The sequence below is a fragment of the Hwanghaeella sp. 1Z406 genome, from assembly GCF_048892425.1.
Classification (GTDB): domain Bacteria; phylum Pseudomonadota; class Alphaproteobacteria; order UBA8366; family Aestuariispiraceae; genus Pacificispira.
Map to the genome: position 1 here is coordinate 87,785 of NZ_JBLZHU010000003.1, position 20,511 is coordinate 108,295.

Consider the following 20,511-nt stretch of genomic DNA (forward strand, 5'->3'; position numbering starts at 1 on the left):
CACCACACTAATAAGAAAAGCCCGCGCCATGGCGCGGGCTTTTCCATCATTCATCATGAAACGCGATTTCAGTGTTTCACATTCCGCCAGACATTGCGTTTCACCGCAATCATCAGGCCCGTGAAGACCGCCAGGAACAACAGCACTTTGATGCCAGTTTCTTTGCGGGTTTCGAAAGCCGGCTCTGACGCCCAGGTCAGGAACACGGCGACATCATGGGCCATCTGTTCCTTGGTGGCGGGGGTGCCGTCTTCATATTCAATCGAGTCTTCATACAGCGGTTGGGGCATCTTGAGATAGCACCCGGCGAACCATTTGTTGAAATAGGTTCCAGGCGGGCCTTGATGCTCTTCGAGACGGGTTTTGTAGGCCTCGTCTGATTCACCCGCATTTTGCGGCATGCACAGCATTTTATCTTCCAAGGTAGGCTCTTCTACATAACCAGAACCAACCAAGTGAGAGACATAATCCGTGCCACTGGCATAGCCTTTGATTTGCAGCATCGCCAGGAAGTTCTGCCCAATGCCGCCATAACCTTGGGCGCGGCTTTTCACGATCAGCGACAGATCTGGCGGCACGACGCCCCCATTGCTGGCTGCCGCAATTTTCTCGTTGCCGAACGGGCTGATGAAAGCATCTGACGGTTCTGCGGGACGATCAAACATGTCGCCATCATCATTGGGCCCATCCGTGACCTGAAAAGTCGCCGCAAAGGATTTGATCTGGTCTTCGGAATATCCCAAATCCACCAGATCACGATAGTGAACCAAATCCATACCGTGACAGGCGGCACAGACCTGCTTGTAGACTTGCAATCCCCGCTGCAATTCCGCCCGTTCAAAAGAGCCGAAGAAGCCGGTGAAGCTATAATCCGTTGTTGGCGGATGTGCGCCGGTTGCGGCCGATGCCTGGCCGCTGACACCCAGTGTCAACAGCGCTGCGGCAGCAAGTGATAATCCGAATTTACGCATCAGGACTTCTCCATCTTCGCGGCAGAGGCACCTGCAAACTGGGCACCGCTTCCGGCTTTCAGAACAGGTTCAGAGATGCTGGCAGGCAGCGGCTTGGGGCGTTCAATCCATCCGATCAACGGGGTGAGGATCAGGAAGTGGAAGAAATAATACATTGTCGCGCCCTGAGCGATCGTCACATAGGGCTCTTCCGCCGGCTTGCCGCCGACCCAGCCCAGAATGATGAAATCGATCAGGAACAGGATCACCGCCCATTTGTAAATCGGCCGATAGCGGCAGCTGCGCACCTTGGAAGTATCCAACCAAGGCAGAACAGCGACGATGATCAGCGAGCCGAACATGGCCAACACACCAGCCAGTTTCGCGGCAGCCCACCAGCCAAAGAAGATCTCATAGATCCACCAGCCGTCCACAAACGACCGCAGGATGGCGTAATAGGGCAGGAAGTACCATTCCGGCACGATATGCGGCGGCGTGACCAGCGGGTTCGCCTCGATATAGTTATCGGGGTGCCCCATATAGTTTGGTGCGAAGAACACAAAGAAGGCAAAGACCAGCAGGAATACTGCCAGGCCCAGCGAGTCCTTGGCGGTGAAATACGGATGGAAAGGCACCGTATCCTGGGGACCGCGCACCTCAACCCCATCCGGGTTGTTTGATTTCACGATATGCAGCGCGACAACGTGCAGCGCGACCACCGCGATGATGATAAAGGGCAGCAGATAGTGCAGCGCAAAGAAGCGGTTCAGTGTGGGATTGTCGACGGAGAAGCCGCCCCATAACCACTGCACAATCGACTCCCCAATCAACGGGAAGGCGGAAAACAGGTTGGTGATCACCGTCGCACCCCAGAAGCTCATCTGGCCCCAGGGAAGCACATAGCCCATGAAGGCAGTCGCCATCATCAGAACCAGGATCACAACACCCAAAATCCAGAGCAATTCCCGCGGATTCTTGTAAGATCCGTAATACATACCGCGGAAAATGTGGATATAGACGACGATGAAGAACATCGACGCGCCATTCATGTGGATATAGCGCAACAGCCAGCCTGAATTCACGTCGCGCATAATGCGTTCAACGGAATTAAAGGCCAGGTCGACATTGGGCGTGTATTGCATGGCCAGCATGATCCCGGTCAGGATCATCACCATCAGTACGACCATGGCAAGCGCACCGAAATTCCAGAAATAGTTCAGGTTCTTCGGCATCGGGAACACGCCATATTCGGCATGTACATAAGAAAACACGGGAAGGCGGGAATCGACCCACCGGATCACCGGGTTCTTGAAATTAGGGGCGGGATGATTGCTCATTTCAGAAGCCTCCGTTACCCGATTTTCACAGTGGAATCGGTGAGGAATGTATATGTCGGGACCACCAGATTCTTCGGCGCCGGCCCTTTGCGGATGCGGCCAGAGGAATCATAATGCGACCCGTGACAAGGACAGAACCAGCCATCATATTCACCGCGAGGCTCCCCATCAGCGGTGCCAAGTGGAATACAGCCCAGATGCGTACAGACACCGACAACAATCAGCCATTGCACTTCTTTAACACGCTCCGCATCCGTTTCCGGATCAATCAGCGTGCTGATATCAACATCTTTGGCTTCTTCAATTTCCTTTTCGGTGCGGTGGCGGATGAACACAGGCTTGCCGCGCCATACAACCTTGATAGCGGAGCCTACATCAATCTGGCTCAGATCCACCTCAATAGAGGCCAATGCCAAGACATCTTTTGATGGGTTCATGCTGTTGATGACCGGCCAGGCAAAGGATGCCGCACCGACTGCGCCAACACCGATGGCCAGATAATTCAAAAAGTCCCGCCGTCCCGAATCTTCTTCGTGATCCGAATCCGGCTGCGTTGCTTCCGCCATTTCGATTCCCCTCGAAACCCTTAAGAGCCTTTGGGCGTCCAAAAACCTCGACGCCCAGTGTCAACCATAGAACCTTCACCAGGAATATCGAGCCTGTTTGCGACAACCTGCCGCAACACTAACCATAGAGGATTTCACGAAATTGGAAATCCACCTTGATTTTGCTGGCTCGAACCCCCAGCCATGGCTTCGTATACTGTATTGTTTCCCGGATTGAAAGTGTCGCATGGTCACAATTGACAGGCTCAGGCAAATGCAGTCCCTATTGAGCCCCGTCACATTATCCAGGTGCCAGAGTCCATGCCCTTGCGCGTCGCCTTGTTCCAACCCGATATTCCCCAGAATGCCGGGGCGATTTTAAGACTATGCGCCTGTTTCGGCGTGCCGTTGGAGGTGATAGAGCCATGTGGCTTTGTCTGGACGGACGCTAAACTGCGCCGTGCGGGAATGGACTATATTGCCAGTGCCCATCTGACACGCCACGCCAATTGGGATGCCTTTCGTGCGGCCCGACCGGAACGCCTGGTACTGGCCACGACGAAAGGGGCGGTATCAGCCTACCAATTCGAATATCACACCAACGACATATTGCTGTTTGGGTCAGAAGGGGCCGGGGTTCCCATAGATGTTCATAATGCCGCTGGTGCGCGCCTGCGCATTCCGATGCGACCAGAGGCAAGATCCCTGAATGTTGCAATGTCTGCCGGCATGATACTGGCCGAAGCCTTGCGCGCAACCGATGGACTTCCCCAATAGGGCGCGACATTGTATGTAAAGTAATATTGACACAAAACACCCTGCTTAAATCAGGACATAATGGGAGAGCTGCGCATGACTGAGGCATTAGAGAGCCGGAAAACCAAGGCAACGGATTGGTTCCGCAGTCTTCGGGATCAAATCTGCGCCGCGTTCGAGCAGATTGAAACGGAACTACCCTCTGACCTGCCCCATGCTGACCTGCCTGCGAAAACCTTTGAACGCAAGGCATGGCAACGGCCTGATGAATCAGACTCCCAGGGCGGCGGTGGTGTCATGTCCGTGATGCGGAACGGCCGTGTCTTTGAAAAGGTGGGGGTCAATATTTCTGAAGTGCATGGCACTTTTTCCGAACAATTCCGCACCGAAATCCCAGGTGCTTTAGAAAGCAATGGGAAATTCTGGGCTGGCGGCATTTCCCTGGTGGCGCATATGCGCTCCCCCAAAGTGCCTGCGATCCATATGAATACGCGCATGATTGTCACGTCGAAAAACTGGTTCGGCGGTGGCACGGATTTGAACCCCATGGTCGAAATCCCACAGGATACAGCGGATTTTCATGCGGCCCTGAAAGCCACATGCGATGCCCATTCCTGTGCGAATTACCCGCGATACAAGGAATGGTGTGACGAATATTTCTATATCAAGCACCGGAATCAGGCGCGCGGTGTCGGCGGGATCTTCTTTGATTACCTGGATTCCGGCAACTGGGATGGTGATTTTGCCTTCGTACAGGATGTCGGAAAATGTTTTCTGGATATCTATCCGGCCCTGGTGCGCCGGCATTTGGGTGAACCCTGGACGGATGCGGATCGCGCCTGGCAGTTGGAAAAACGTGGCCTGTATGCCGAATTCAATCTGGTCTATGATCGCGGAACGCGATTCGGCCTGATGACAGGCGGCAATCCTGATGCGGTTTTGATGTCCCTGCCCCCTTTGGCGACCTGGCCGTAAACATCCTGCATTTCAGATCAAGAACCTACATCTGCGGAACTGCGGCGGGTAGCTGCGCGGCCAGATAATCCAATATCCGACGCTGCTGAAAATACCGGAAACAGTCTTTAAAGACCGTTGCATGGGGAACCTTGTTCTCGCAATCCATGCCATAGAGGGATCGACCAGATAGGGTGACATAGGTGACACCCGGAATCGCGCGCAACCACCCCATCACCTGGGGCGGCTCGAACCGATCCTGTTCGAACCCAAATACCAGCGCATTCAGTCGGGATGCCTGGGCGATATAGGCGGCCTGGCGGTCCCGCTCCTGCTGCCAGACGTCTTTGCGGCGTCCGGTATGCCCCGCGAATGCCGGGGCGAATGCGACCAGACCGGCGACTGGTGTCTGATCCCGTCGTTGCACCAGCAGACCGGCCCACCCCCCTGCCGATTGCCCCATGACAAAGGTGCGTTCGGGCGGAAACCCGATGCGTGCAATATAGGCCAGCAAGGCCTGAAGTTCATCAGCGCGGCGGATCACCTTGGGCACGCCATCGCCATCGGGCTGATTAAACCCCCCAATCTTGGTCGGGGTGCAAAAAGCATACAGCAGAATTTCATACCCCCCAATCCGCTGTCCCACCAAATCCGTCGCCGTCTTTGGAATATTGATGCCCGGCCTGCTGGTGTTACACGGATCAGGCTTGGATTCCGCGGTCGATCCATTGACATAAATAATCAGCACATATCGATCCGGATCCCGGAAGGCGAAGGGGTGTCCTGGCGTTATGCCAGCAGGTTGATGCACCATAAAACGGCTGCCTTCGCCCATCGGGGGCACAGTCGGATACAGGATCAAGGCAATGGCGATCATCAGGGCAGCAAACGCACTGCCCCCAATAGCGATAAGCCGGATCGATGGTTTTTTGAATTTAAATAAGGTCAAGCGCCTGCTTACCCCCCGTAATGCCGGACAATCTGATGGACGCGTGTGCCATAGCCGCCACCGAAAAACATAGCATGGGCCAGCAATGGCTCCAATTGATACAGCATTTGGCGCTCTTCAAAAAACAGGGGGTCGATGGGTCGATGCGCATGATATCGTTCAAAAAACGCAGCCCCGACGCCGCTGAACAAGGGCAGAAAGGCCAATTCAATCTCTGCATCGGCATAATAAGTGGCTGGATCGATCAGGGCTGCTAAACGCTGTTGTCGAAACAGGATGTTTCCAATCCAAAGATCGCCATGGATCAGGCTGGGCGGCCGGTTCATCGGTATCCATCGATCCAGCTGGGTGCAAAGCTTTTCAAGCCCCGCGAAGCAGCCATCGGGCAGACGCCCCGCCTGTTGTGCCAAATGCCCGAAAAACATCAATCGCTGATCGCGCAGGAATGACAGCCAATCCTCGCTCCAGGCATTGGGGCGTTGCACTGGACCAACTGGCGTTGGCCTGTCGAAGCCAAAACGCGCTGCCGTATGGATATGCAATGCCGCAAGGACATCGGCCAGCGCAGTCTGCCCCGTATTCGACAGGGCCTCCTGATCGCAGTCCACGAAGGTTAGAATCAGTAAATCCGGCGCCACATGAACGACATCTGGAACCGGGACCACACCCGTTTGGCGCAACCGGTCCAGCATAAAAGCCTCATCCTTCAGCGTCGCCTTGGGCAAAGTTCCGAAGGTAGGATGCGGCGATTGCCGTCGCGGCACCATATGCTTGACGACCAAATCCCGCCCATCATCGGTTGCAATACGGGTGGCCTGGGCTATGTTTCCGCCACTCAGGGGCTGACTGTGCCGGATTCTGGACCCCAGTGCGGCTTCCGCCCTGCGTCGTACATCAGGAGTCACGCAGTGCCTTGCAGGTGGCTTACCCAGCCACGGCATCCCATTTCAATCAGATCCAGCGCGTATTCATAATCAGTGATATCCCCATAGTAGGGATCGGGAACATCCACGCGACCAGCCTGGGGCGCCCGTTCCAGAAACATCTTTATCTTATGGTGCGCCGTGTTTGGACAGGCTTTCATCAAAATGGCGTGATGCCCCTCATCCATGGCCAAAATCAAATCGAATTCCTGATAATCTGTAGCCTGCAATGGTCTGGCCTTGACGCCGTTGAAATCATAGCCCCGCGCCTGACCCGCAACGACGGCTAGACGGCTGGGGGACTCACCAGTATGCCAGTCGGCAGTGCCGGCGCTGTCGACTGATATTCTATCGCCCAGGCCCGCATCCTCAGCCATATGGCGCAACACGACTTCCGCGCTGGGGGAACGACAGATATTTCCGGTACAAACCATAAGAACGCGATGGGGCTTTGTTTTTGTCATCGAATCGCCTCTCGTAAGACATACGAACCTTGGATATCATGACGTCACGATGACAGAAAGCAACAGCGCCTTTCCTATTGTGATACTGACCGGAGCTGGCATCTCGAAAGAATCCGGCCTGTCGACCTTTCGCGATGCAGACGGCATCTGGGCGACGGTTCGGATAGAAGATGTCGCCACGCCCGAAGCCTTTAAGACCGATCCGAACCGCGTGCATGAATTCTACAACGACCGACGACGCGGCCTGTTGGACCCCGCCATCAAACCGAATGCGGCCCATGAGGCCCTGGCAAGGCTGGAGCGGGAATGGCCCGCAGAGGTCTTGGTGGTCACCCAGAATATCGACGACCTGCATGAACGCGCCGGCAGCCGGAATCTGATCCATATGCATGGCGAATTACTGAAGGCCCGCTGCAGCAGCTGCAATGCCGTTTCTTTTTGGGATATGAATTTAACGGTCCAGACCAGTTGCGTTTCCTGTGGTCGCAAGGGCGGGATGCGCCCCCATGTCGTCTGGTTTGGCGAAATGCCTTTCATGATGGATACAATCGCGGAGGCGCTGGGGCGATGTGGCCTGTTTCTGTCCATCGGCACCTCTGGCAATGTCTATCCAGCGGCTGGATTTGTGCAAACCGTCCGCCAGGCCGGGACGGCGCAAACGGTCGAAATCAGCCTGGAACCATCGGAAGGGGCAAGCCTGTTTGATGATGGCGTCTATGGCCCCGCCACTGAAATGGTGCCCCAGGTCGTCGACCAGATATTGCGCTATACCGCATGAGCCTGAATACCCTGTTGAAAGAGGTACGCGCCTGTACCCTATGTGCCGACCATCTGCCATTAGGGCCGCGACCGGTTGTGCGTATGACACCATCCGCGCGGCTGATGATCATTGGACAGGCGCCGGGCACGAAGGTTCATGAAACCGGGATTCCCTGGAATGATCCATCGGGGGAGCGTCTGCGAGACTGGATGCAGATCAACCCGGACCATTTCTATGATGACCAAAAGGTCGCCATTATGCCGATGGGCTTTTGCTATCCGGGGCGCAATCCAAAGGGGGGCGATATGCCGCCCCGCCCGGAATGCGCGCCAACATGGCATGATCGGCTGCGCGCGCATCTGCCAAACCTGACCCTGACCCTGCTGGTTGGCAGCTATGCCCAACGGCGCTATCTGGGGTCAGGCCAGACCATGACACAGGCGGTTCGCAACTTTCAGCATCACCTGCAAGCAGGTATTCTGCCCTTACCCCACCCATCCTGGCGCACCGTCGCCTGGCAACGCAAAAACCCGTGGTTTGATACAGATGTGCTGCCCCTGTTGCGCGAAAAGGTTGCACAAACGCTGCACCTGGTTTCTTGAGCCCCCAACTTTACGGCCTGTAGCGGTTTTTCAGTAAGGTTTAATCTCTATCTCATTGACAGAAACTCCCTTGCCCGGCACTTTCCCGCCTTTGCTTCGTCGGGTATAGGTCCGCCGAAGTGTCCCTTAGCAGAAAGAGAGAACGAGGAGATGTCTGACTCGACCCAATCCGCAGTGATGAACACCTATGCCCGGTCGCCGATTGCGATGGAGCGTGGGGAGGGCGTCTATCTGTGGGATACGACGGGGCGACGATACCTCGATTTCTATGCCGGGATTGCCGTCAACAGTTTGGGCCATGCCCATCCGCATCTGGTGAAGGTCTTGCAGGATCAGGCGGCCAAGCTGTGGCATACATCGAACTTATACACGATTCCGGAAGGGGAGCGTTTGGCCAAGCGGCTGACGGAATCCTCCTTCGCCGATCGCGTCTTTTTCACCAATTCCGGCGTTGAAGCACTGGAAGGGCTGATCAAGCTGGCCCGCCGCTATCACTCTGTTTCGGGCCATCCGGAACGGTATCGCGTGATCACCGTGGATGGTGCGTTCCATGGGCGTTCTCTGGCGACGATTGCTGCGGCCAACAACAAGAAATATCTGGATGGGTTTGGGCCCAAAGTCGACGGATTCGATAATGTTCCGTTTGGAAATATGAACATGCTGCGCGATTCCATCACACCCGAAACTGGCGCGATCCTGCTGGAGCCGGTTCAGGGTGAAGGCGGCATTCGCCCGGCAACGCTGGATTATCTGAAACAATTGCGCCAGACAGCGGACGAATACGGTCTGTTGTTGATTCTGGACGAAGTGCAGTCCGGCAATGGTCGAACCGGCAAAATGTGGGCCCATGAATGGGCTGATATCAAACCCGACGCAATCGCTACAGCAAAAGGCATTGGCGGCGGCTTCCCGATGGGGGCCATTCTGTCGACAGAAGCAGCAGCCCAGGGTCTGACACCCGGAACCCATGGCACGACATTTGGCGGCAATCCGCTGGCAATGGCAGTTGGCAATGCGGTGATGGATGTCATCCAGGCCCCCGGATTCCTGGAGGGCGTTGAAAAGACGGGCCAATATTTCTGGTCCCGCCTGGAAGACCTGGTTGCCCGTCACCCCACAGTCTTTGCAGCCGCACGCGGTGCAGGCCTGATGCAGGGCCTGGTCTGTCAGCCCGATGTCAGCAACCTGAAAGTCATCGACGCCTTACGGGATGCGGGACTGCTGACCGTTGGGGCTGGGGAAAATGTCATCCGACTGCTGCCCCCGCTGATCATCACAGAGGCACAAATTGATGAAGCCATCGCACTAATCGACGCGGTGGCCGGGGCCTGGAGTAATGATGATGCAGCCTAAACATTTTCTGGACCTGGATCACTTCGACGAAGCGACCTTGCGGGCCATGCTGGATGCAGGCAATGCGGTGCGCAATCCAGCCCCGTCCGCTGCCAAACCTTTGGCAGGGAAGGTCCTGGCCTGTATCTTTGAAAAGCCATCGACCCGCACGCGAATCAGCTTTGACGTTGGTATGAAGCAATTGGGCGGCGATGTTGTCGTCATGACACCAGCAGAAACGCAATTGGGGCGCGGTGAGACGATTGCCGATACCGCCCGCGTTCTGTCCCGCTATGTCGATGCCATCATGATCCGCACAACCGCCGAGGAAAAGTTGCTGGAACTGGCAGAATACGCGACGGTTCCTGTTATCAATGGCCTGACGGACCGCACCCATCCCTGTCAGTTGATGGCCGATGTCATGACCTATGAACAGCATCGCGGTCCGATCACGGGCAAGACCGTGGCCTGGGCAGGCGATGGCAATAATATGGCCACCAGTTGGATCCATGCGGCCGCTCGGTTCAAGTTCAAGCTGCGTATTGCCTGCCCGGAGGAGCTTCAACCGCCCCGCGATGTGGTGGATTGGGCCATCGAACAAGGATGCAAGCTGGAAATTCTGCACAATGCGGATCATGCCGTGGCCGGTGCGGATTGCGTTGTAACGGATGTCTGGGTCTCCATGGGCGATACCGACGCGCCCGTGCGCCATAATCAGTTGAAACCCTTTCAGGTGGACGAGGCCCTGATGGCCAAGGCCGCCCCCGATGCGATCTTCATGCATTGTCTGCCCGCCCACCGTGGCGAAGAGGCGACAGAAGGCGTCATTGACGGCCCGCAATCGGTGATCTGGGATGAAGCTGAAAATCGCATGCATGCCCAAAAGGGCATCTTGCTGTGGTGCCTGAACCAGATCTGAGCGCCAAACTCTTAAGCATTAGAAAGAAGGTAAGCCATCATGGCCGATCCTATACACATGACTGAACCAAACAGCCTGGATACCGGCGGCCCAACCGACGACTGTATCCAGCCCTATATGATCGACAAGACCGGTCTGCATGGCCGCATGGTCAAGCTGGGCCCATCGGTCGATGCGATCCTGTCGCGCCATGGCTATCCCGATGCCGTGCAGTATATGCTGGCAGAAATGCTGGCTTTATGCGCCGGCCTGGCCGCCGCCTTGAAGTTTGATGGCGTTTTCACCTTGCAGACAAAGGGCGATGGTCCAGTGCCTATGATGGTCGCAGACGTGACCAGCGACGGTAAAATGCGGGGCTATGCCCAGATCAAAGGCGAAGTCCCGCCGCTACACGAAGCGATTGCCGCCCCGATCCCCAAACTGCTGGGTGAGGGCTATATGGCCTTTACCGTTGATCAGGGTGACAAAATGGAACGTTACCAGGGGATCGTTGCTCTGGAAGGAGCGACGGTTGCCGAATGCGTGCAACGCTATTTTGAACAATCCGACCAGTTCGCTTCGGCAGTGAACCTGTCTGCAGGGCGACGCCCGGATGGAACCATTGGGGCCGCCGCCTTACTGGTTCAGCGCCTGCCGGAAGAAGGGGGCGATAAAAGCATCGGCTATGCCGATCAGGATGCATGGCAACGCGCCATGGTGCTGTTGAAATCTGCCAAACCAGAGGAAATGCTGGATCCGGACCTGATCCCCAACGAATTGCTGTTCCGCCTGTTCCATGAAGACGGGGTGCGGGTATTTCCTGCCCGTGCGATCACGGAAGAATGTCGCTGTTCACGCGAAAAGATCGAGAATGTGCTGAAATCCTTGGAACCGGGATCGATGGAAGACTTAAAAACAGACGATGGAACCTATGAAGTGACGTGTGAATTCTGTTCCCGCACCGAAGTCTTCACCGATGCGGATCTGGGACATACATCTGCCTAACTGTCGCCGCATTGATCCGGGATGATTGCGGCAATCATCAGAATCATGAGACCAAGACGGAACGCGGCAAACATAAGGAAATGGCAATGATACGGCGTGGCTTTTTGATTTTAATGGCAGGACTGTTGGCGGCATGCACAACGCCAGTTTCAGTACCGCGCTATGCGGACATCACCTTTGCCCATCTTCCAAAGATCAAGCTGGATGTCGCCAAAATCACAGTGGTTGAGGCCTATCAGAACCAAACCACGGCCCCGAATGTCGACGGCGAATTCCCCGTGCCCCCCATGCAAATGGCCGCACAATGGGCCAAAGACCGCCTAGAGCCTGTCGGCACTAGTGGTGAATTGATCTTCACCATCAAGGATGCCAGCGTTGTTGAAGTCCCCCTGAAAACGTCGACCGGGTTGACCGGTCTGGTGACGGTCGATCAGGCTCAGCGATATGACGCACATCTGGTCGTTGAGATGAGCGCCCAAAACCCGGATGCGGGGACAACGGCGGCTTCTGCCACAACAGTGGAACGCAAACGCTCTGTTGCCGAAGACATTACCCTGAACGAACGGGAAGGTGTCTGGTACAAGATGACGGAAGAAATGGCGGTCGACCTGAACAAACAGCTAGAAGGTGGCCTGAACCAGTTTTTTGGGGCATTCCTGCGCTAGACCATCATGCTAGCTATTGCTCTAGCGCGTTCCTGTTAGGGATTGTAACGGGCCATAAAGGTCTGTGCGCCGATCCCGGAACACACCCCAGGATGCCCGCATGGAGCGGATCGCATCCAAATCAAACGTTGCCGTGATGACACCCTGGTTTTCGCCGTCAGCTTCAGCGACCAGACCGCCCGTCTCATCGGCGATAAATGACCCGCCATAGAATGTCATATCCGCCGTCTCATGCTGTTCCGAACCAATCCGGTTGCTGGCCAGCAATGGCATGATATTGGCCGCAGCATGTCCCTGCATGGTCCGTTGCCAATGCGGTTTGGAACTATAATCGGGCGCAGAGGGTTCACTGCCAATCGCCGTTGGATACAGCAGCACCTCCGCCCCTTGCAGGGCCATGATCCGGGCGCATTCCGGGAACCACTGATCCCAGCAAATGCCGACCCCGATCCGCCCAACGGCGGTGTCCCACACTTTGAAACCGGTATCGCCAGGACTGAAATAGAATTTTTCCTGATAGCCCGGATTATTCGGGATATGGCTCTTGCGATACAGGCCCAGCACAATTCCATCCGCATCCGCAATTGCGATGGAATTGAAGAAAGTGTTGTGCCAACGCTCAAAAAAGCTGATGGGCAGCACCACCCCCAATTCCTTTGCCAAGGCCGAAAAACGCGCGATCAGGGGATTCCCCTCCATCGGCTGGGCCAATTCCAGATACTTGGCTTTCTGATCTGGACAAAAATACGGGGTTTCGAACAATTCCTGCAACAGGACCAGCCCCGCCCCTTTCGCAGCAGCCTGACGCACCAGCGCCTCTGCCTTGTTCAGGTTATCCTCAATATCCCAACTGCAGGCGAATTGAGTTGCGGCAACGGTCAGACTGCGGGTCTCACTCATCGGTCTTCATACCCCATCAAAACATTCACGGCGTTGATGCCGATTTCTTCGACGGCATAGCCGCCTTCCATGACAAACAGAGTTGGACGGTTCAGTCCGGCGATCATCCGGCCATAGGTTTTGTAATCATCGCTTTCCAGTTTAAAGAACGAAATCGGATCGTCCTTGAACGTATCCACGCCCAGCGAAATCACCACCGCATCCGGGCCATAATCGTGAATGCGTTTGATTGATGTCGCCAGGGCATCCCCCCAGGCATCAAAGGCCGTACCAGGCGGCAAGGGATAGTTTTCCGTGAACCCTTCCCCTGCAGAAGCGCCTTTCTCATCGGCATAACCCAGGAAATACGGGAAGGCATCCTCCGGCCTGCCATGCAGCGACTGAAAGAATACATCATCCCGACCATAGAAAATATCCTGCGTGCCATTTCCATGATGGAAATCCACATCCAGGATGGCAACGCGCGACGCACCCTGATCCAGGAAGGCCTGGGCGGCGACGGCGGCATTATTGATGAAACAATAGCCGCCGAACATATCCGCAGCAGCATGATGTCCCGGCGGGCGGCACAGGGCAAATGCCGACTGGGCCCCTTTCGCAATCGCGGCCTGCGCCGTCAGGGCGACATTGGCGCTGGCCTGGGCTGCCTCCCAGGTGCCATTGCTGATCGCAGTTTCAGACGCCAGACAATAGTACCCGATCTTGCCATCGATGAAGCTTGGCGGTTTCACGCGCATACGCCGCGCGGGCCAAGAGGTCGCGATGGCTTCCCCTTCAAAGCCTGCCGCCTGCCATTCATCCCAGCAGCCCGCCAGAAATGCCAGAAATTCCCCATCATGAATGCGCCGGACCGGTTTCAGCCCAAAATCATCCGGTTCTTGCACCGGTCCCAGATTGACTTGCTGCACACGGGTTAAAATTCGGTCGACGCGCGCCGGACATTCAAACGGGGGCACCAGCAATCCACCATGCAATTCGGTCTTTGCATCCCGCAATTTATGCTTATCAGTTTGAATAGTCAGCATTTCCGACAGACTCCCCTTCTCAGATCGGTATATTTTAGCGTAGCATGAGCCAATTACGCATTGCGCGTAAATATCCCTTTAGGGATGGGATGATTAAAACAGGGAACTATATTGCGTGTATCATTTGGCCAGGCCAAAAACAGATACCGTGGAGGAAGCGCTGGCGGCAGCGATTTCATCCGTGGGGACGGCTGACTTCATTCCAACGGGACTGGACTATCTGCGATACATTGCACCGTTCAGAGGATGCCTTCTGACGCTGTTGAACGGCACGCGGCGACCCGTCCATCTGTATGACAATGTGCGCGTGGAACGCCGGTCAGAAGTTGTCGATCGCTATCTGGATGGGGCCTATCTGCTGGATCCGTTCTATGTGGCCTATCGGGACTATGCCCCGTGCGACGCCCTGCGGCTCAATGACGTGGCACCGGATCGGTTTCAGCAATCGACCTATTTCAAACAATATTACCATTCGATCCGATTGCGCGATGAAATGGCGATCCTGATCGACCTGCCCGCGGGTAAACATTTGTTCTATTCCATCGGTCGATTGATAGACGAACCCAGATTTACCGCACGCGAGATCACTGAATTCCGGCGCGTTCTGCCGGTTTTCAGTGCGCTGAACAGACGCCATTTCGTGCATGAAGCCTATAACAACGGCCCCTCTGATGAAGGGGTGCCCGCCGAGGAGATTGATGCCGCTCTGGCCCGCTTTGGAACCGATCACCTGACCGAACGGGAACGGGAAATCGCCAGTTTGATTCTGAAAGGCCATTCATCAAAATCAATTGCGCGAATAATCTCGATCAGCCCAGGCACAGTTAAAATCCATCGCAAGAACATGTACAGAAAATTGCAGATATCCTCACAAAGCGAACTGTTTTCTTTGTTTTTAAGCGCCTTATCCGGCATCGAGAGGGTCTGAACATGGGCCGGTCAGCCTGCGACAGACTGCACATACCCCCAGGATACTACCCCTAGGGGGATATTTACGGGGCCGCATGGGGCGGCGTACCGTTTTAACGCTAGAGATGACTATCGCATATCTTGTTTAAACAAACATGACACGTCAGATCATGTGACAGATAGCGATAGAACAATTCTCAACAGGGGACTTTAAAATGAGCGAGACAAGCACTCTTTCCGACGCATCGAAACCGTCTGGGGAAAAGTCGCAGCGGCCTATGGTCACGGCGGAGAACGTGACCAAAAGCTTCGGCAGTGGCAGTTATGCTGTCACCGCCTTGGACAATGTATCGGTAACGATCCGCGAGAACGAGTTTTTCACCCTGTTGGGTCCATCAGGTTGTGGAAAGACAACCCTGTTGCGCCTGATCGCCGGTTTTGAATTGCCCACCAAGGGGTCTATTTTGCTGGATGGTCAGGAAATCGGCCATCTGCCGCCCTATAAGCGACCGGTCAATACCGTGTTTCAGAACTATGCCCTGTTTCCCCATATGACGGTGGCACAGAATATCGCCTTCGGCCTGGAAATGCTGAATAAGCCCAAGGCCGAAATCGACGACACTGTGAAGAAGATGCTGGCCCTGGTGCAAATGGGCAAACTGGCCGACCGACGTACCGACCAACTGTCGGGTGGACAACAACAGCGCGTCGCGCTTGCTCGCGCGTTGGCCCCGCATCCCAAGGTATTGCTGCTGGATGAACCCCTGTCCGCGCTGGATTTGAAGCTGCGCAAGGAAATGCAGATCGAATTGAAACGCCTGCAAAGCGAAACCGGGATCACCTTCGTTTTTGTCACCCATGACCAGGAAGAAGCCCTGACCATGTCGGACCGGATCGCGGTCATGGATACCGGTCATATTCTGCAGGTCGGCGGTCCAAAGGATATCTATAATCATCCGGCACGCCGTTTCGTGGCGGATTTCATTGGCGATATCAACATCATGAACGCCGAAATGCTGAGCGTATCGGATGGACATGGTACGATCCGACTGAGCAAAGGCAATGAGGTGAAGGCCCGCCTTTCATCGGACACGCTCAAGCCCGGTTCGGTCAGTGTCGCCATACGGCCGGAAAATGTCCGCCTGTGTGACAAAAGTGATTCAAACTGCACCGTTTCCGGTACGATTTCCAACGTCGTCTACTTCGGGTCGGGCACAAATACCCACATCACCCTGGAAGATGGGACCGACGTTATCGCGCGCAGCAGTTCCGGTGGCGGTAATCCCGGCGAGGCGATCGGCCTGATCTTTCCCGACGAACACTTACAGGTATTGATCGACTGATGGACGCGCCGGGATCAAACGCTTCGACACTGGATAACGCAGCGCAGCGTTTGGCCCATGCCAAAGCGGCCCATGAAGACCGCGCCCGCAAGACTCGCCGGTTCCTGTTGTCGCCCGCAGTACTGGTCATCGGCATCGTCGGGCTGTTTCCCCTGACGATCACAATTCTGTATTCCGTTCTATCGCCCGACACCTATGGCGGTGTTGTCTGGAAACTGTCTGGCGAGGGGTATCTGCAATTCCTGTTCGAACGGGATATTTTCGACGATACGCTGACTTTCTCAACCTCCTATCTACAGATTTACGGTCGGTCGATCGCATTGGCCTTCTTCACCACGATCGGCGCGCTTTTGCTGGGATTTCCCACAGCCTATTTCATCGCCAGCAAGCCCCGGGAACAGCGCACGATCTGGCTGTTCCTGATAACCTTGCCGTTCTGGGTCAATCTGCTGATCCGCACCTACGCCATGTTGCTGATTTTGCGGGATGAGGGGATCATCAATATCAGCCTGATCAAAATCGGGCTGATCGATGATCCGATAAACATCCTCTACACCAGCACCGCCGTCTTCATTGGCTTGGTTTACAGCTATCTGCCTTTCATGGTGTTGCCGCTTTATGCATCCCTGGAAAAGCTGGACTTTAAATTGGTTGAAGCCGGATATGATCTGTATGCCACGCGTTTTCAGGTGTTGCGCAATATCATTCTGCCGCTGACCAAACCCGGCATTGTCGCGGGTTGCATTCTGGTCTTCATTCCGGGACTGGGTGCCTATATCACCCCGGAACTGCTGGGGGGTGGTAAGGAGCTGATGATCGGCAACCTGATCGCCCTGCAATTTGGCAGTTCCCGCAACTGGCCTTTTGGCTCAGCCGCGGCCCTGATCCTGATGGCCGTCGTGATGATCGCCCTGCTTGTCTATGTCCGATACAGCGGCAAGGAGGGGGCACGACATGGCTGAGACCAGTAAAGCGGCACCGCGCCGCCGCATGATGGATCTGCGCAAACAGCCCGGATTTGATCAGATCGCCTGGATTTGCATGTTCTTCCTGTATGCGCCGATCCTGGTGTTGATCACCTTCTCCTTCAATGACAATCGATCTGTTGTACTGTGGACCGAATTCAGCCTGCGCTGGTATGAATCGGCCCTGGCGAATGACGAAATTCGGCGCGCCACGATGATTTCCTTGCAGGTTGCGCTGGTCGCAACCGTATTTGCCACCACATTTGCAACAATGGCAGCCCTGGCAACCACCAGAGTGCCGCCGTTCAAGGGCCAGACCCTGGTCTATGCCATCATCAACCAGCCCTTGATGATTCCCGAAATCGTCACCGCCGTATCCACCCTGGCATTTTTCTCTTTGATCAAGCAACTGACCGGCGTGACGGGCATTGGCTATCTGATGCTGGCCCATACCGTATTCTGTATCCCTTTTGCCTATATGCCGATCCGCGCGCGGCTGGAGGATATGAACCTGGTAATGGAAACCGCCGCAACCGACCTTTATGCGACCCCTTGGCAGGTTTTCCGGCGGGTCACGCTGCCCCTGATGATGCCGGGCATCGTTGCGGGCGGCATGCTGGCCTTTGTTGTGTCGCTGGATGACGTGATCATCACCCTGCTGGTTGCAGGTCCCGGTGAAACCACCTTGCCAATCTTTGTTCTGGGACAAATCCGGCGCGGTATCACGCCGGAAATCAACGCAGTGTCCACCTTGTTGCTGGGCCTGTCGGTGTTGTTTGTTGCGCTGTTTTTCATTCTGGGACGAAAGCGCAAGTAACGAGGGGTGCGGGGACCATCCCGTATCTTGATAACAGAGGAGGGTTAAAAATGAAGCGTACTCTTTTAGGCCTGGCCACGGCGACAGCCGTCAGTCTGGCAATGGCGAGCAGCGCCTATGCTGCTGGTAAATTGAACATCTATAACTGGGGGAACTACACCAACCCCAAGCTGATCGAAAAGTTTGAGAAAGCCTATGGCGTCGAGGTGACGCTGGACGGCTACGATTCAAACGAAACCATGCTGGCCAAGGTTAAAGAAGGCAGCACGGGGTACGACATCGTTGTGCCGGGCGATTACATGATCAAGATCATGATCGGAGAAGGCCTGCTGGCCAAGGTAGAGCCCAACAAAATGGAAAACTTCAGCAATATGGACCCGAAATGGGTCGATGTCTGGTGGGATCCGGGCCGCAGCTATTCCGTGCCTTGGCAATGGGGCACGACATCCTTCACCGTTGATACCAAGGTCTACACCGGTGATATCAACACACTGAAGCTGCTGTTCGAACCACCGCCGGAACTGCAAGGCCGCATCAACATGCTGAACGACATGAATGATGTGATTAACGCCGCCCTGCGCTATCTGGGATATCCCCGCTGTAACGGCGACAAAGATCAACTGAGAGAAGCCACAGAACTGTTACTGAAGGCCAAGCCCTATTGGCGCACAATGGATTACAGCATCATCGAAAAACTGACCTCTAACGACGTCGATCTGTCGCAAAGCTGGAACGGGGCTGCCATGCGGGCCCGCGCACAGCGCCCCAGCCTGGCCTATGCCTATCCCAAGGAAGGTTTCACCGGCTGGATGGATAATGTTGCCGTCCTGTCTGATGCACCGAACATGGAAAATGCCAAGCTGTTCGTGAACTTCGTCATGGATCCGGAAAACGCGGCCCTGATTTCTGATTTCGCAAAATATGCGAATGGTATCTCCGGCAGCGACAAATTCATGGATCCGGAAATGCTGTCCGCCCCTGAAATCGTGATGCCGGCAGATGCGCCGACGCCTGATTTCGTGCAACCCTGCCCACAGGAAACGGTCGACCTGTATAACAAGATTTGGACCCGCCTGAAGCAGTAAAGCCTTTTCGAGACAGGAGGCGGGTCCTATAACCGGGCCTCGCCTCCTTCTTGAAAGTCAGAAAATTGGATATTCCCTTTATGCCTTCTGTCCCTCCATCGATGCCCAGCCAACGCCCCCACACTGCGCGGGAATTGGGGATCATGCAGGGGTTCCCGCCGCGTCCCGAAAAGCGACCGACATCCAGCAATTGGGATCTTCCCCCGTTCAATCGATGGTCTTTTCAGAATGTGCGCGCCTTATTGCCTACCGTTGATGTAGATCGCGGCACCGGACCGGTTCAGGACCTGCCCAGCGCCCATCAAGACGTATCGGGCGTCAAATTCACGGCCCTGGACGGCACGACCAAAACCATAAAACAGATGCTGACAGAAACCTATACCGACGGTTTCCTGGTCATGCATCGCGGTCAGGTCATCACCGAACAATATTTCAATGATATGCATCCGCGCAGCCTGCATCTGGCGCAATCAGTATCTAAATCCCTGGTCGGCACGCTGGCAGGCGTGCTGCATGGCGAAGGGAAGCTGGATATGGACGCGCCACTGGCCGACCGCATCCCAGAACTGGCCTATTGCGGCTATGGCGATGCAACGCTGGGCCAGGTGCTGGACATGCAGACCGGCGTGCGCTTTGTCGAAGACTATGGCCTGCCCGATTCCGACATGACGCGGATCGATATTGCCAGCGGTTGGCGCCCCCCGCATCCGGGTGAGCCTGTTCCAGCGATCCGGGATGTCATTCAGACCTTGCAGAAAGAGCGCCCCCATGGGGAGCGTTTTGAATACCGGTCGATCGAAACCGACATGCTGGCCTGGGTTCTGGAACGTGAAACCGGCACCAGTCTTGCGAAGCTGATGTCTGATCGCATCTGGTCCAAAATCGGCGCTGATCGGGATGGCTATTTCACCGTCGATCATGCCGGAACAGCCCTGGCCGACGGCGGCTTCAATGCCACACTGAGAGATTTCACGCGATTTGGCCTGATGATGCTGCAAGGTGGCCGTGTTGGCGATAAACAGATCGTTCCCAAGGTGTGGGTCGAGTCCTGTCGCACGGGCGAAGCCGCCAAATTTAACGATCCCTATCTGGCGACATCCCCCAACGGGGCCTATCGTCGTCAATGGTGGGTGCACGACGTGGACCGCGGCGACTATATGGCCCGCGGCGTTTTCGGTCAGTTGATCTATATCGATCCTGAAGCGGATTTCCTGGCAGTCAAATTATCGACCTGGCCGGATTATTTGATCCACAGCTTCGGACTTGATAGCCTGAATGCGGTAATCGCGATCCGCGATGGATTAACCGCCACCTGATCGTGGCTTGT

At 55.5% G+C, this 20,511-nt stretch carries 22 protein-coding genes; 14 read left to right on the forward strand and 8 right to left on the reverse strand.

Going from position 1 to position 20,511, the window contains the following annotated elements; translation table 11 throughout:
• Nucleotides 1–68: 68 nt before the first annotated feature.
• From ACOSDR_RS07740 to petA, 3 genes are read right to left on the reverse strand one after another with little or no spacing between them, the layout of a single operon-like run.
• Nucleotides 69–971, reverse strand: coding sequence for a cytochrome c1 (locus tag ACOSDR_RS07740; protein WP_420725724.1), 903 nt, complete (start codon nucleotides 969–971; stop codon nucleotides 69–71).
• A complete protein-coding gene (locus tag ACOSDR_RS07745; protein ID WP_420725723.1) occupies nucleotides 971–2,287 on the reverse strand; it encodes a cytochrome b in 1,317 nt (438 codons plus the stop codon). Before ACOSDR_RS07745 ends, ACOSDR_RS07740 begins: the two co-directional genes overlap by 1 nt.
• Before the next feature lie 14 nt (nucleotides 2,288–2,301).
• Nucleotides 2,302–2,853 (reverse strand): ubiquinol-cytochrome c reductase iron-sulfur subunit, encoded by a 552-nt coding sequence (petA, locus tag ACOSDR_RS07750; protein ID WP_420725722.1) that lies wholly within the window; start codon nucleotides 2,851–2,853, stop codon nucleotides 2,302–2,304.
• A gap of 300 nt (nucleotides 2,854–3,153) precedes the next feature.
• On the opposite strand from petA, the gene ACOSDR_RS07755 reads away from it, so the two are divergent.
• Nucleotides 3,154–3,609: a tRNA (cytidine(34)-2'-O)-methyltransferase gene (locus ACOSDR_RS07755; protein WP_420730876.1), complete on the forward strand. Its 456-nt coding sequence runs from the start codon at nucleotides 3,154–3,156 to the stop codon at nucleotides 3,607–3,609.
• A gap of 75 nt (nucleotides 3,610–3,684) precedes the next feature.
• Nucleotides 3,685–4,563, forward strand: coding sequence for an oxygen-dependent coproporphyrinogen oxidase (hemF, locus tag ACOSDR_RS07760; protein ID WP_420725720.1), 879 nt, complete (start codon nucleotides 3,685–3,687; stop codon nucleotides 4,561–4,563).
• A gap of 25 nt (nucleotides 4,564–4,588) precedes the next feature.
• On the opposite strand, the gene ACOSDR_RS07765 is transcribed toward hemF, so the two are convergent.
• From ACOSDR_RS07765 to ACOSDR_RS07775, 3 genes are read right to left on the reverse strand one after another with little or no spacing between them, the layout of a single operon-like run.
• Entirely contained in the window at nucleotides 4,589–5,491 is a 903-nt protein-coding gene (locus ACOSDR_RS07765; protein WP_420725719.1) for a hypothetical protein, read from the reverse strand.
• 8 nt (nucleotides 5,492–5,499) lie between these two features.
• Nucleotides 5,500–6,396 (reverse strand): fructosamine kinase family protein, encoded by an 897-nt coding sequence (locus tag ACOSDR_RS07770; RefSeq protein WP_420725718.1) that lies wholly within the window; start codon nucleotides 6,394–6,396, stop codon nucleotides 5,500–5,502.
• The gene (locus ACOSDR_RS07775; RefSeq protein WP_420725717.1) at nucleotides 6,393–6,878 is read right to left on the reverse strand and encodes a low molecular weight protein-tyrosine-phosphatase; all 486 of its coding nucleotides are present in this window, start codon (nucleotides 6,876–6,878) and stop codon (nucleotides 6,393–6,395) included. Before ACOSDR_RS07775 ends, ACOSDR_RS07770 begins: the two co-directional genes overlap by 4 nt.
• Before the next feature lie 49 nt (nucleotides 6,879–6,927).
• Here ACOSDR_RS07775 and ACOSDR_RS07780 point away from each other — a divergent pair, with 49 nt between their 5' ends.
• The 6 genes from ACOSDR_RS07780 to ACOSDR_RS07805 all read left to right on the forward strand — a co-directional run bounded on the left by ACOSDR_RS07780 (nucleotide 6,928) and on the right by ACOSDR_RS07805 (nucleotide 12,140).
• Nucleotides 6,928–7,656 carry an NAD-dependent deacylase gene (locus ACOSDR_RS07780; protein WP_420725716.1) on the forward strand — a complete coding sequence of 243 codons (729 nt, stop codon included), beginning with the start codon at nucleotides 6,928–6,930 and terminating at the stop codon, nucleotides 7,654–7,656.
• Nucleotides 7,653–8,240 (forward strand): uracil-DNA glycosylase family protein, encoded by a 588-nt coding sequence (locus tag ACOSDR_RS07785; protein ID WP_420725715.1) that lies wholly within the window; start codon nucleotides 7,653–7,655, stop codon nucleotides 8,238–8,240. The genes ACOSDR_RS07780 and ACOSDR_RS07785 overlap by 4 nt, the downstream gene beginning before the upstream one ends.
• A 150-nt stretch (nucleotides 8,241–8,390) precedes the next feature.
• Nucleotides 8,391–9,593, forward strand: a complete 1,203-nt coding sequence (locus ACOSDR_RS07790; RefSeq protein ID WP_420730877.1) for an aspartate aminotransferase family protein — start codon at nucleotides 8,391–8,393, stop codon at nucleotides 9,591–9,593.
• Nucleotides 9,580–10,491, forward strand: a complete 912-nt coding sequence (argF, locus tag ACOSDR_RS07795) for an ornithine carbamoyltransferase (RefSeq protein ID WP_420731059.1) — start codon at nucleotides 9,580–9,582, stop codon at nucleotides 10,489–10,491. Before ACOSDR_RS07790 ends, argF begins: the two co-directional genes overlap by 14 nt.
• A gap of 39 nt (nucleotides 10,492–10,530) precedes the next feature.
• A complete protein-coding gene (locus ACOSDR_RS07800) occupies nucleotides 10,531–11,475 on the forward strand; it encodes an Hsp33 family molecular chaperone HslO (protein WP_420730878.1) in 945 nt (314 codons plus the stop codon).
• A gap of 86 nt (nucleotides 11,476–11,561) precedes the next feature.
• Complete coding sequence (locus ACOSDR_RS07805) at nucleotides 11,562–12,140, forward strand: hypothetical protein (RefSeq protein WP_420725712.1); 579 nt, start codon at nucleotides 11,562–11,564, stop codon at nucleotides 12,138–12,140.
• A 21-nt stretch (nucleotides 12,141–12,161) separates the two neighbouring features.
• Here ACOSDR_RS07805 and aguB read toward each other — a convergent pair whose 3' ends face one another.
• Nucleotides 12,162–13,040 (reverse strand): N-carbamoylputrescine amidase, encoded by an 879-nt coding sequence (gene aguB, locus ACOSDR_RS07810; protein WP_420725711.1) that lies wholly within the window; start codon nucleotides 13,038–13,040, stop codon nucleotides 12,162–12,164.
• Nucleotides 13,037–14,065, reverse strand: a complete 1,029-nt coding sequence (locus tag ACOSDR_RS07815) for a histone deacetylase family protein (protein WP_420730879.1) — start codon at nucleotides 14,063–14,065, stop codon at nucleotides 13,037–13,039. The genes aguB and ACOSDR_RS07815 overlap by 4 nt, the downstream gene beginning before the upstream one ends.
• Before the next feature lie 115 nt (nucleotides 14,066–14,180).
• Here ACOSDR_RS07815 and ACOSDR_RS07820 point away from each other — a divergent pair, with 115 nt between their 5' ends.
• The 6 genes from ACOSDR_RS07820 (at nucleotide 14,181) to ACOSDR_RS07845 (ending at nucleotide 20,500) form a co-directional block, all read left to right on the forward strand.
• On the forward strand, nucleotides 14,181–14,993 hold the full coding sequence (locus ACOSDR_RS07820; protein WP_420730880.1) for a helix-turn-helix transcriptional regulator: 813 nt from the start codon (nucleotides 14,181–14,183) through the stop codon (nucleotides 14,991–14,993).
• 196 nt (nucleotides 14,994–15,189) lie between these two features.
• Nucleotides 15,190–16,317: an ABC transporter ATP-binding protein gene (locus tag ACOSDR_RS07825; RefSeq protein ID WP_420730881.1), complete on the forward strand. Its 1,128-nt coding sequence runs from the start codon at nucleotides 15,190–15,192 to the stop codon at nucleotides 16,315–16,317.
• Nucleotides 16,317–17,279, forward strand: a complete 963-nt coding sequence (locus tag ACOSDR_RS07830) for an ABC transporter permease (protein WP_420725707.1) — start codon at nucleotides 16,317–16,319, stop codon at nucleotides 17,277–17,279. The genes ACOSDR_RS07825 and ACOSDR_RS07830 overlap by 1 nt, the downstream gene beginning before the upstream one ends.
• The gene (locus ACOSDR_RS07835) at nucleotides 17,272–18,099 is read left to right on the forward strand and encodes an ABC transporter permease (protein WP_420730882.1); all 828 of its coding nucleotides are present in this window, start codon (nucleotides 17,272–17,274) and stop codon (nucleotides 18,097–18,099) included. Before ACOSDR_RS07830 ends, ACOSDR_RS07835 begins: the two co-directional genes overlap by 8 nt.
• A 50-nt stretch (nucleotides 18,100–18,149) precedes the next feature.
• A complete protein-coding gene (locus tag ACOSDR_RS07840) occupies nucleotides 18,150–19,184 on the forward strand; it encodes an extracellular solute-binding protein (protein ID WP_420730883.1) in 1,035 nt (344 codons plus the stop codon).
• A gap of 80 nt (nucleotides 19,185–19,264) precedes the next feature.
• Nucleotides 19,265–20,500 carry a serine hydrolase domain-containing protein gene (locus ACOSDR_RS07845; RefSeq protein ID WP_420730884.1) on the forward strand — a complete coding sequence of 412 codons (1,236 nt, stop codon included), beginning with the start codon at nucleotides 19,265–19,267 and terminating at the stop codon, nucleotides 20,498–20,500.
• The last annotated feature ends 11 nt before the right edge of the window (nucleotides 20,501–20,511 follow it).

Excerpts from the sequence above, each read along its gene's own strand:
- ACOSDR_RS07740 (WP_420725724.1), bottom strand. The coding sequence starts at position 971 with ATGCGTAAATTCGGATTATCACTTGCTGCCGCAGCGCTGTTGACACTG.
- ACOSDR_RS07745 (WP_420725723.1), bottom strand. The coding sequence starts at position 2,287 with ATGAGCAATCATCCCGCCCCTAATTTCAAGAACCCGGTGATCCGGTGG.
- petA (WP_420725722.1), bottom strand. The coding sequence starts at position 2,853 with ATGGCGGAAGCAACGCAGCCGGATTCGGATCACGAAGAAGATTCGGGA.
- ACOSDR_RS07755 (WP_420730876.1), top strand. The coding sequence starts at position 3,154 with ATGCCCTTGCGCGTCGCCTTGTTCCAACCCGATATTCCCCAGAATGCC.
- hemF (WP_420725720.1), top strand. The coding sequence starts at position 3,685 with ATGACTGAGGCATTAGAGAGCCGGAAAACCAAGGCAACGGATTGGTTC.
- ACOSDR_RS07775 (WP_420725717.1), bottom strand. The coding sequence starts at position 6,878 with ATGACAAAAACAAAGCCCCATCGCGTTCTTATGGTTTGTACCGGAAAT.
- ACOSDR_RS07780 (WP_420725716.1), top strand. The coding sequence starts at position 6,928 with ATGACAGAAAGCAACAGCGCCTTTCCTATTGTGATACTGACCGGAGCT.
- ACOSDR_RS07785 (WP_420725715.1), top strand. The coding sequence starts at position 7,653 with ATGAGCCTGAATACCCTGTTGAAAGAGGTACGCGCCTGTACCCTATGT.
- ACOSDR_RS07790 (WP_420730877.1), top strand. The coding sequence starts at position 8,391 with ATGTCTGACTCGACCCAATCCGCAGTGATGAACACCTATGCCCGGTCG.
- argF (WP_420731059.1), top strand. The coding sequence starts at position 9,580 with ATGATGCAGCCTAAACATTTTCTGGACCTGGATCACTTCGACGAAGCG.
- ACOSDR_RS07800 (WP_420730878.1), top strand. The coding sequence starts at position 10,531 with ATGGCCGATCCTATACACATGACTGAACCAAACAGCCTGGATACCGGC.
- ACOSDR_RS07805 (WP_420725712.1), top strand. The coding sequence starts at position 11,562 with ATGATACGGCGTGGCTTTTTGATTTTAATGGCAGGACTGTTGGCGGCA.
- aguB (WP_420725711.1), bottom strand. The coding sequence starts at position 13,040 with ATGAGTGAGACCCGCAGTCTGACCGTTGCCGCAACTCAATTCGCCTGC.
- ACOSDR_RS07815 (WP_420730879.1), bottom strand. The coding sequence starts at position 14,065 with ATGCTGACTATTCAAACTGATAAGCATAAATTGCGGGATGCAAAGACC.
- ACOSDR_RS07825 (WP_420730881.1), top strand. The coding sequence starts at position 15,190 with ATGAGCGAGACAAGCACTCTTTCCGACGCATCGAAACCGTCTGGGGAA.
- ACOSDR_RS07830 (WP_420725707.1), top strand. The coding sequence starts at position 16,317 with ATGGACGCGCCGGGATCAAACGCTTCGACACTGGATAACGCAGCGCAG.
- ACOSDR_RS07835 (WP_420730882.1), top strand. The coding sequence starts at position 17,272 with ATGGCTGAGACCAGTAAAGCGGCACCGCGCCGCCGCATGATGGATCTG.
- ACOSDR_RS07840 (WP_420730883.1), top strand. The coding sequence starts at position 18,150 with ATGAAGCGTACTCTTTTAGGCCTGGCCACGGCGACAGCCGTCAGTCTG.
- ACOSDR_RS07845 (WP_420730884.1), top strand. The coding sequence starts at position 19,265 with ATGCCTTCTGTCCCTCCATCGATGCCCAGCCAACGCCCCCACACTGCG.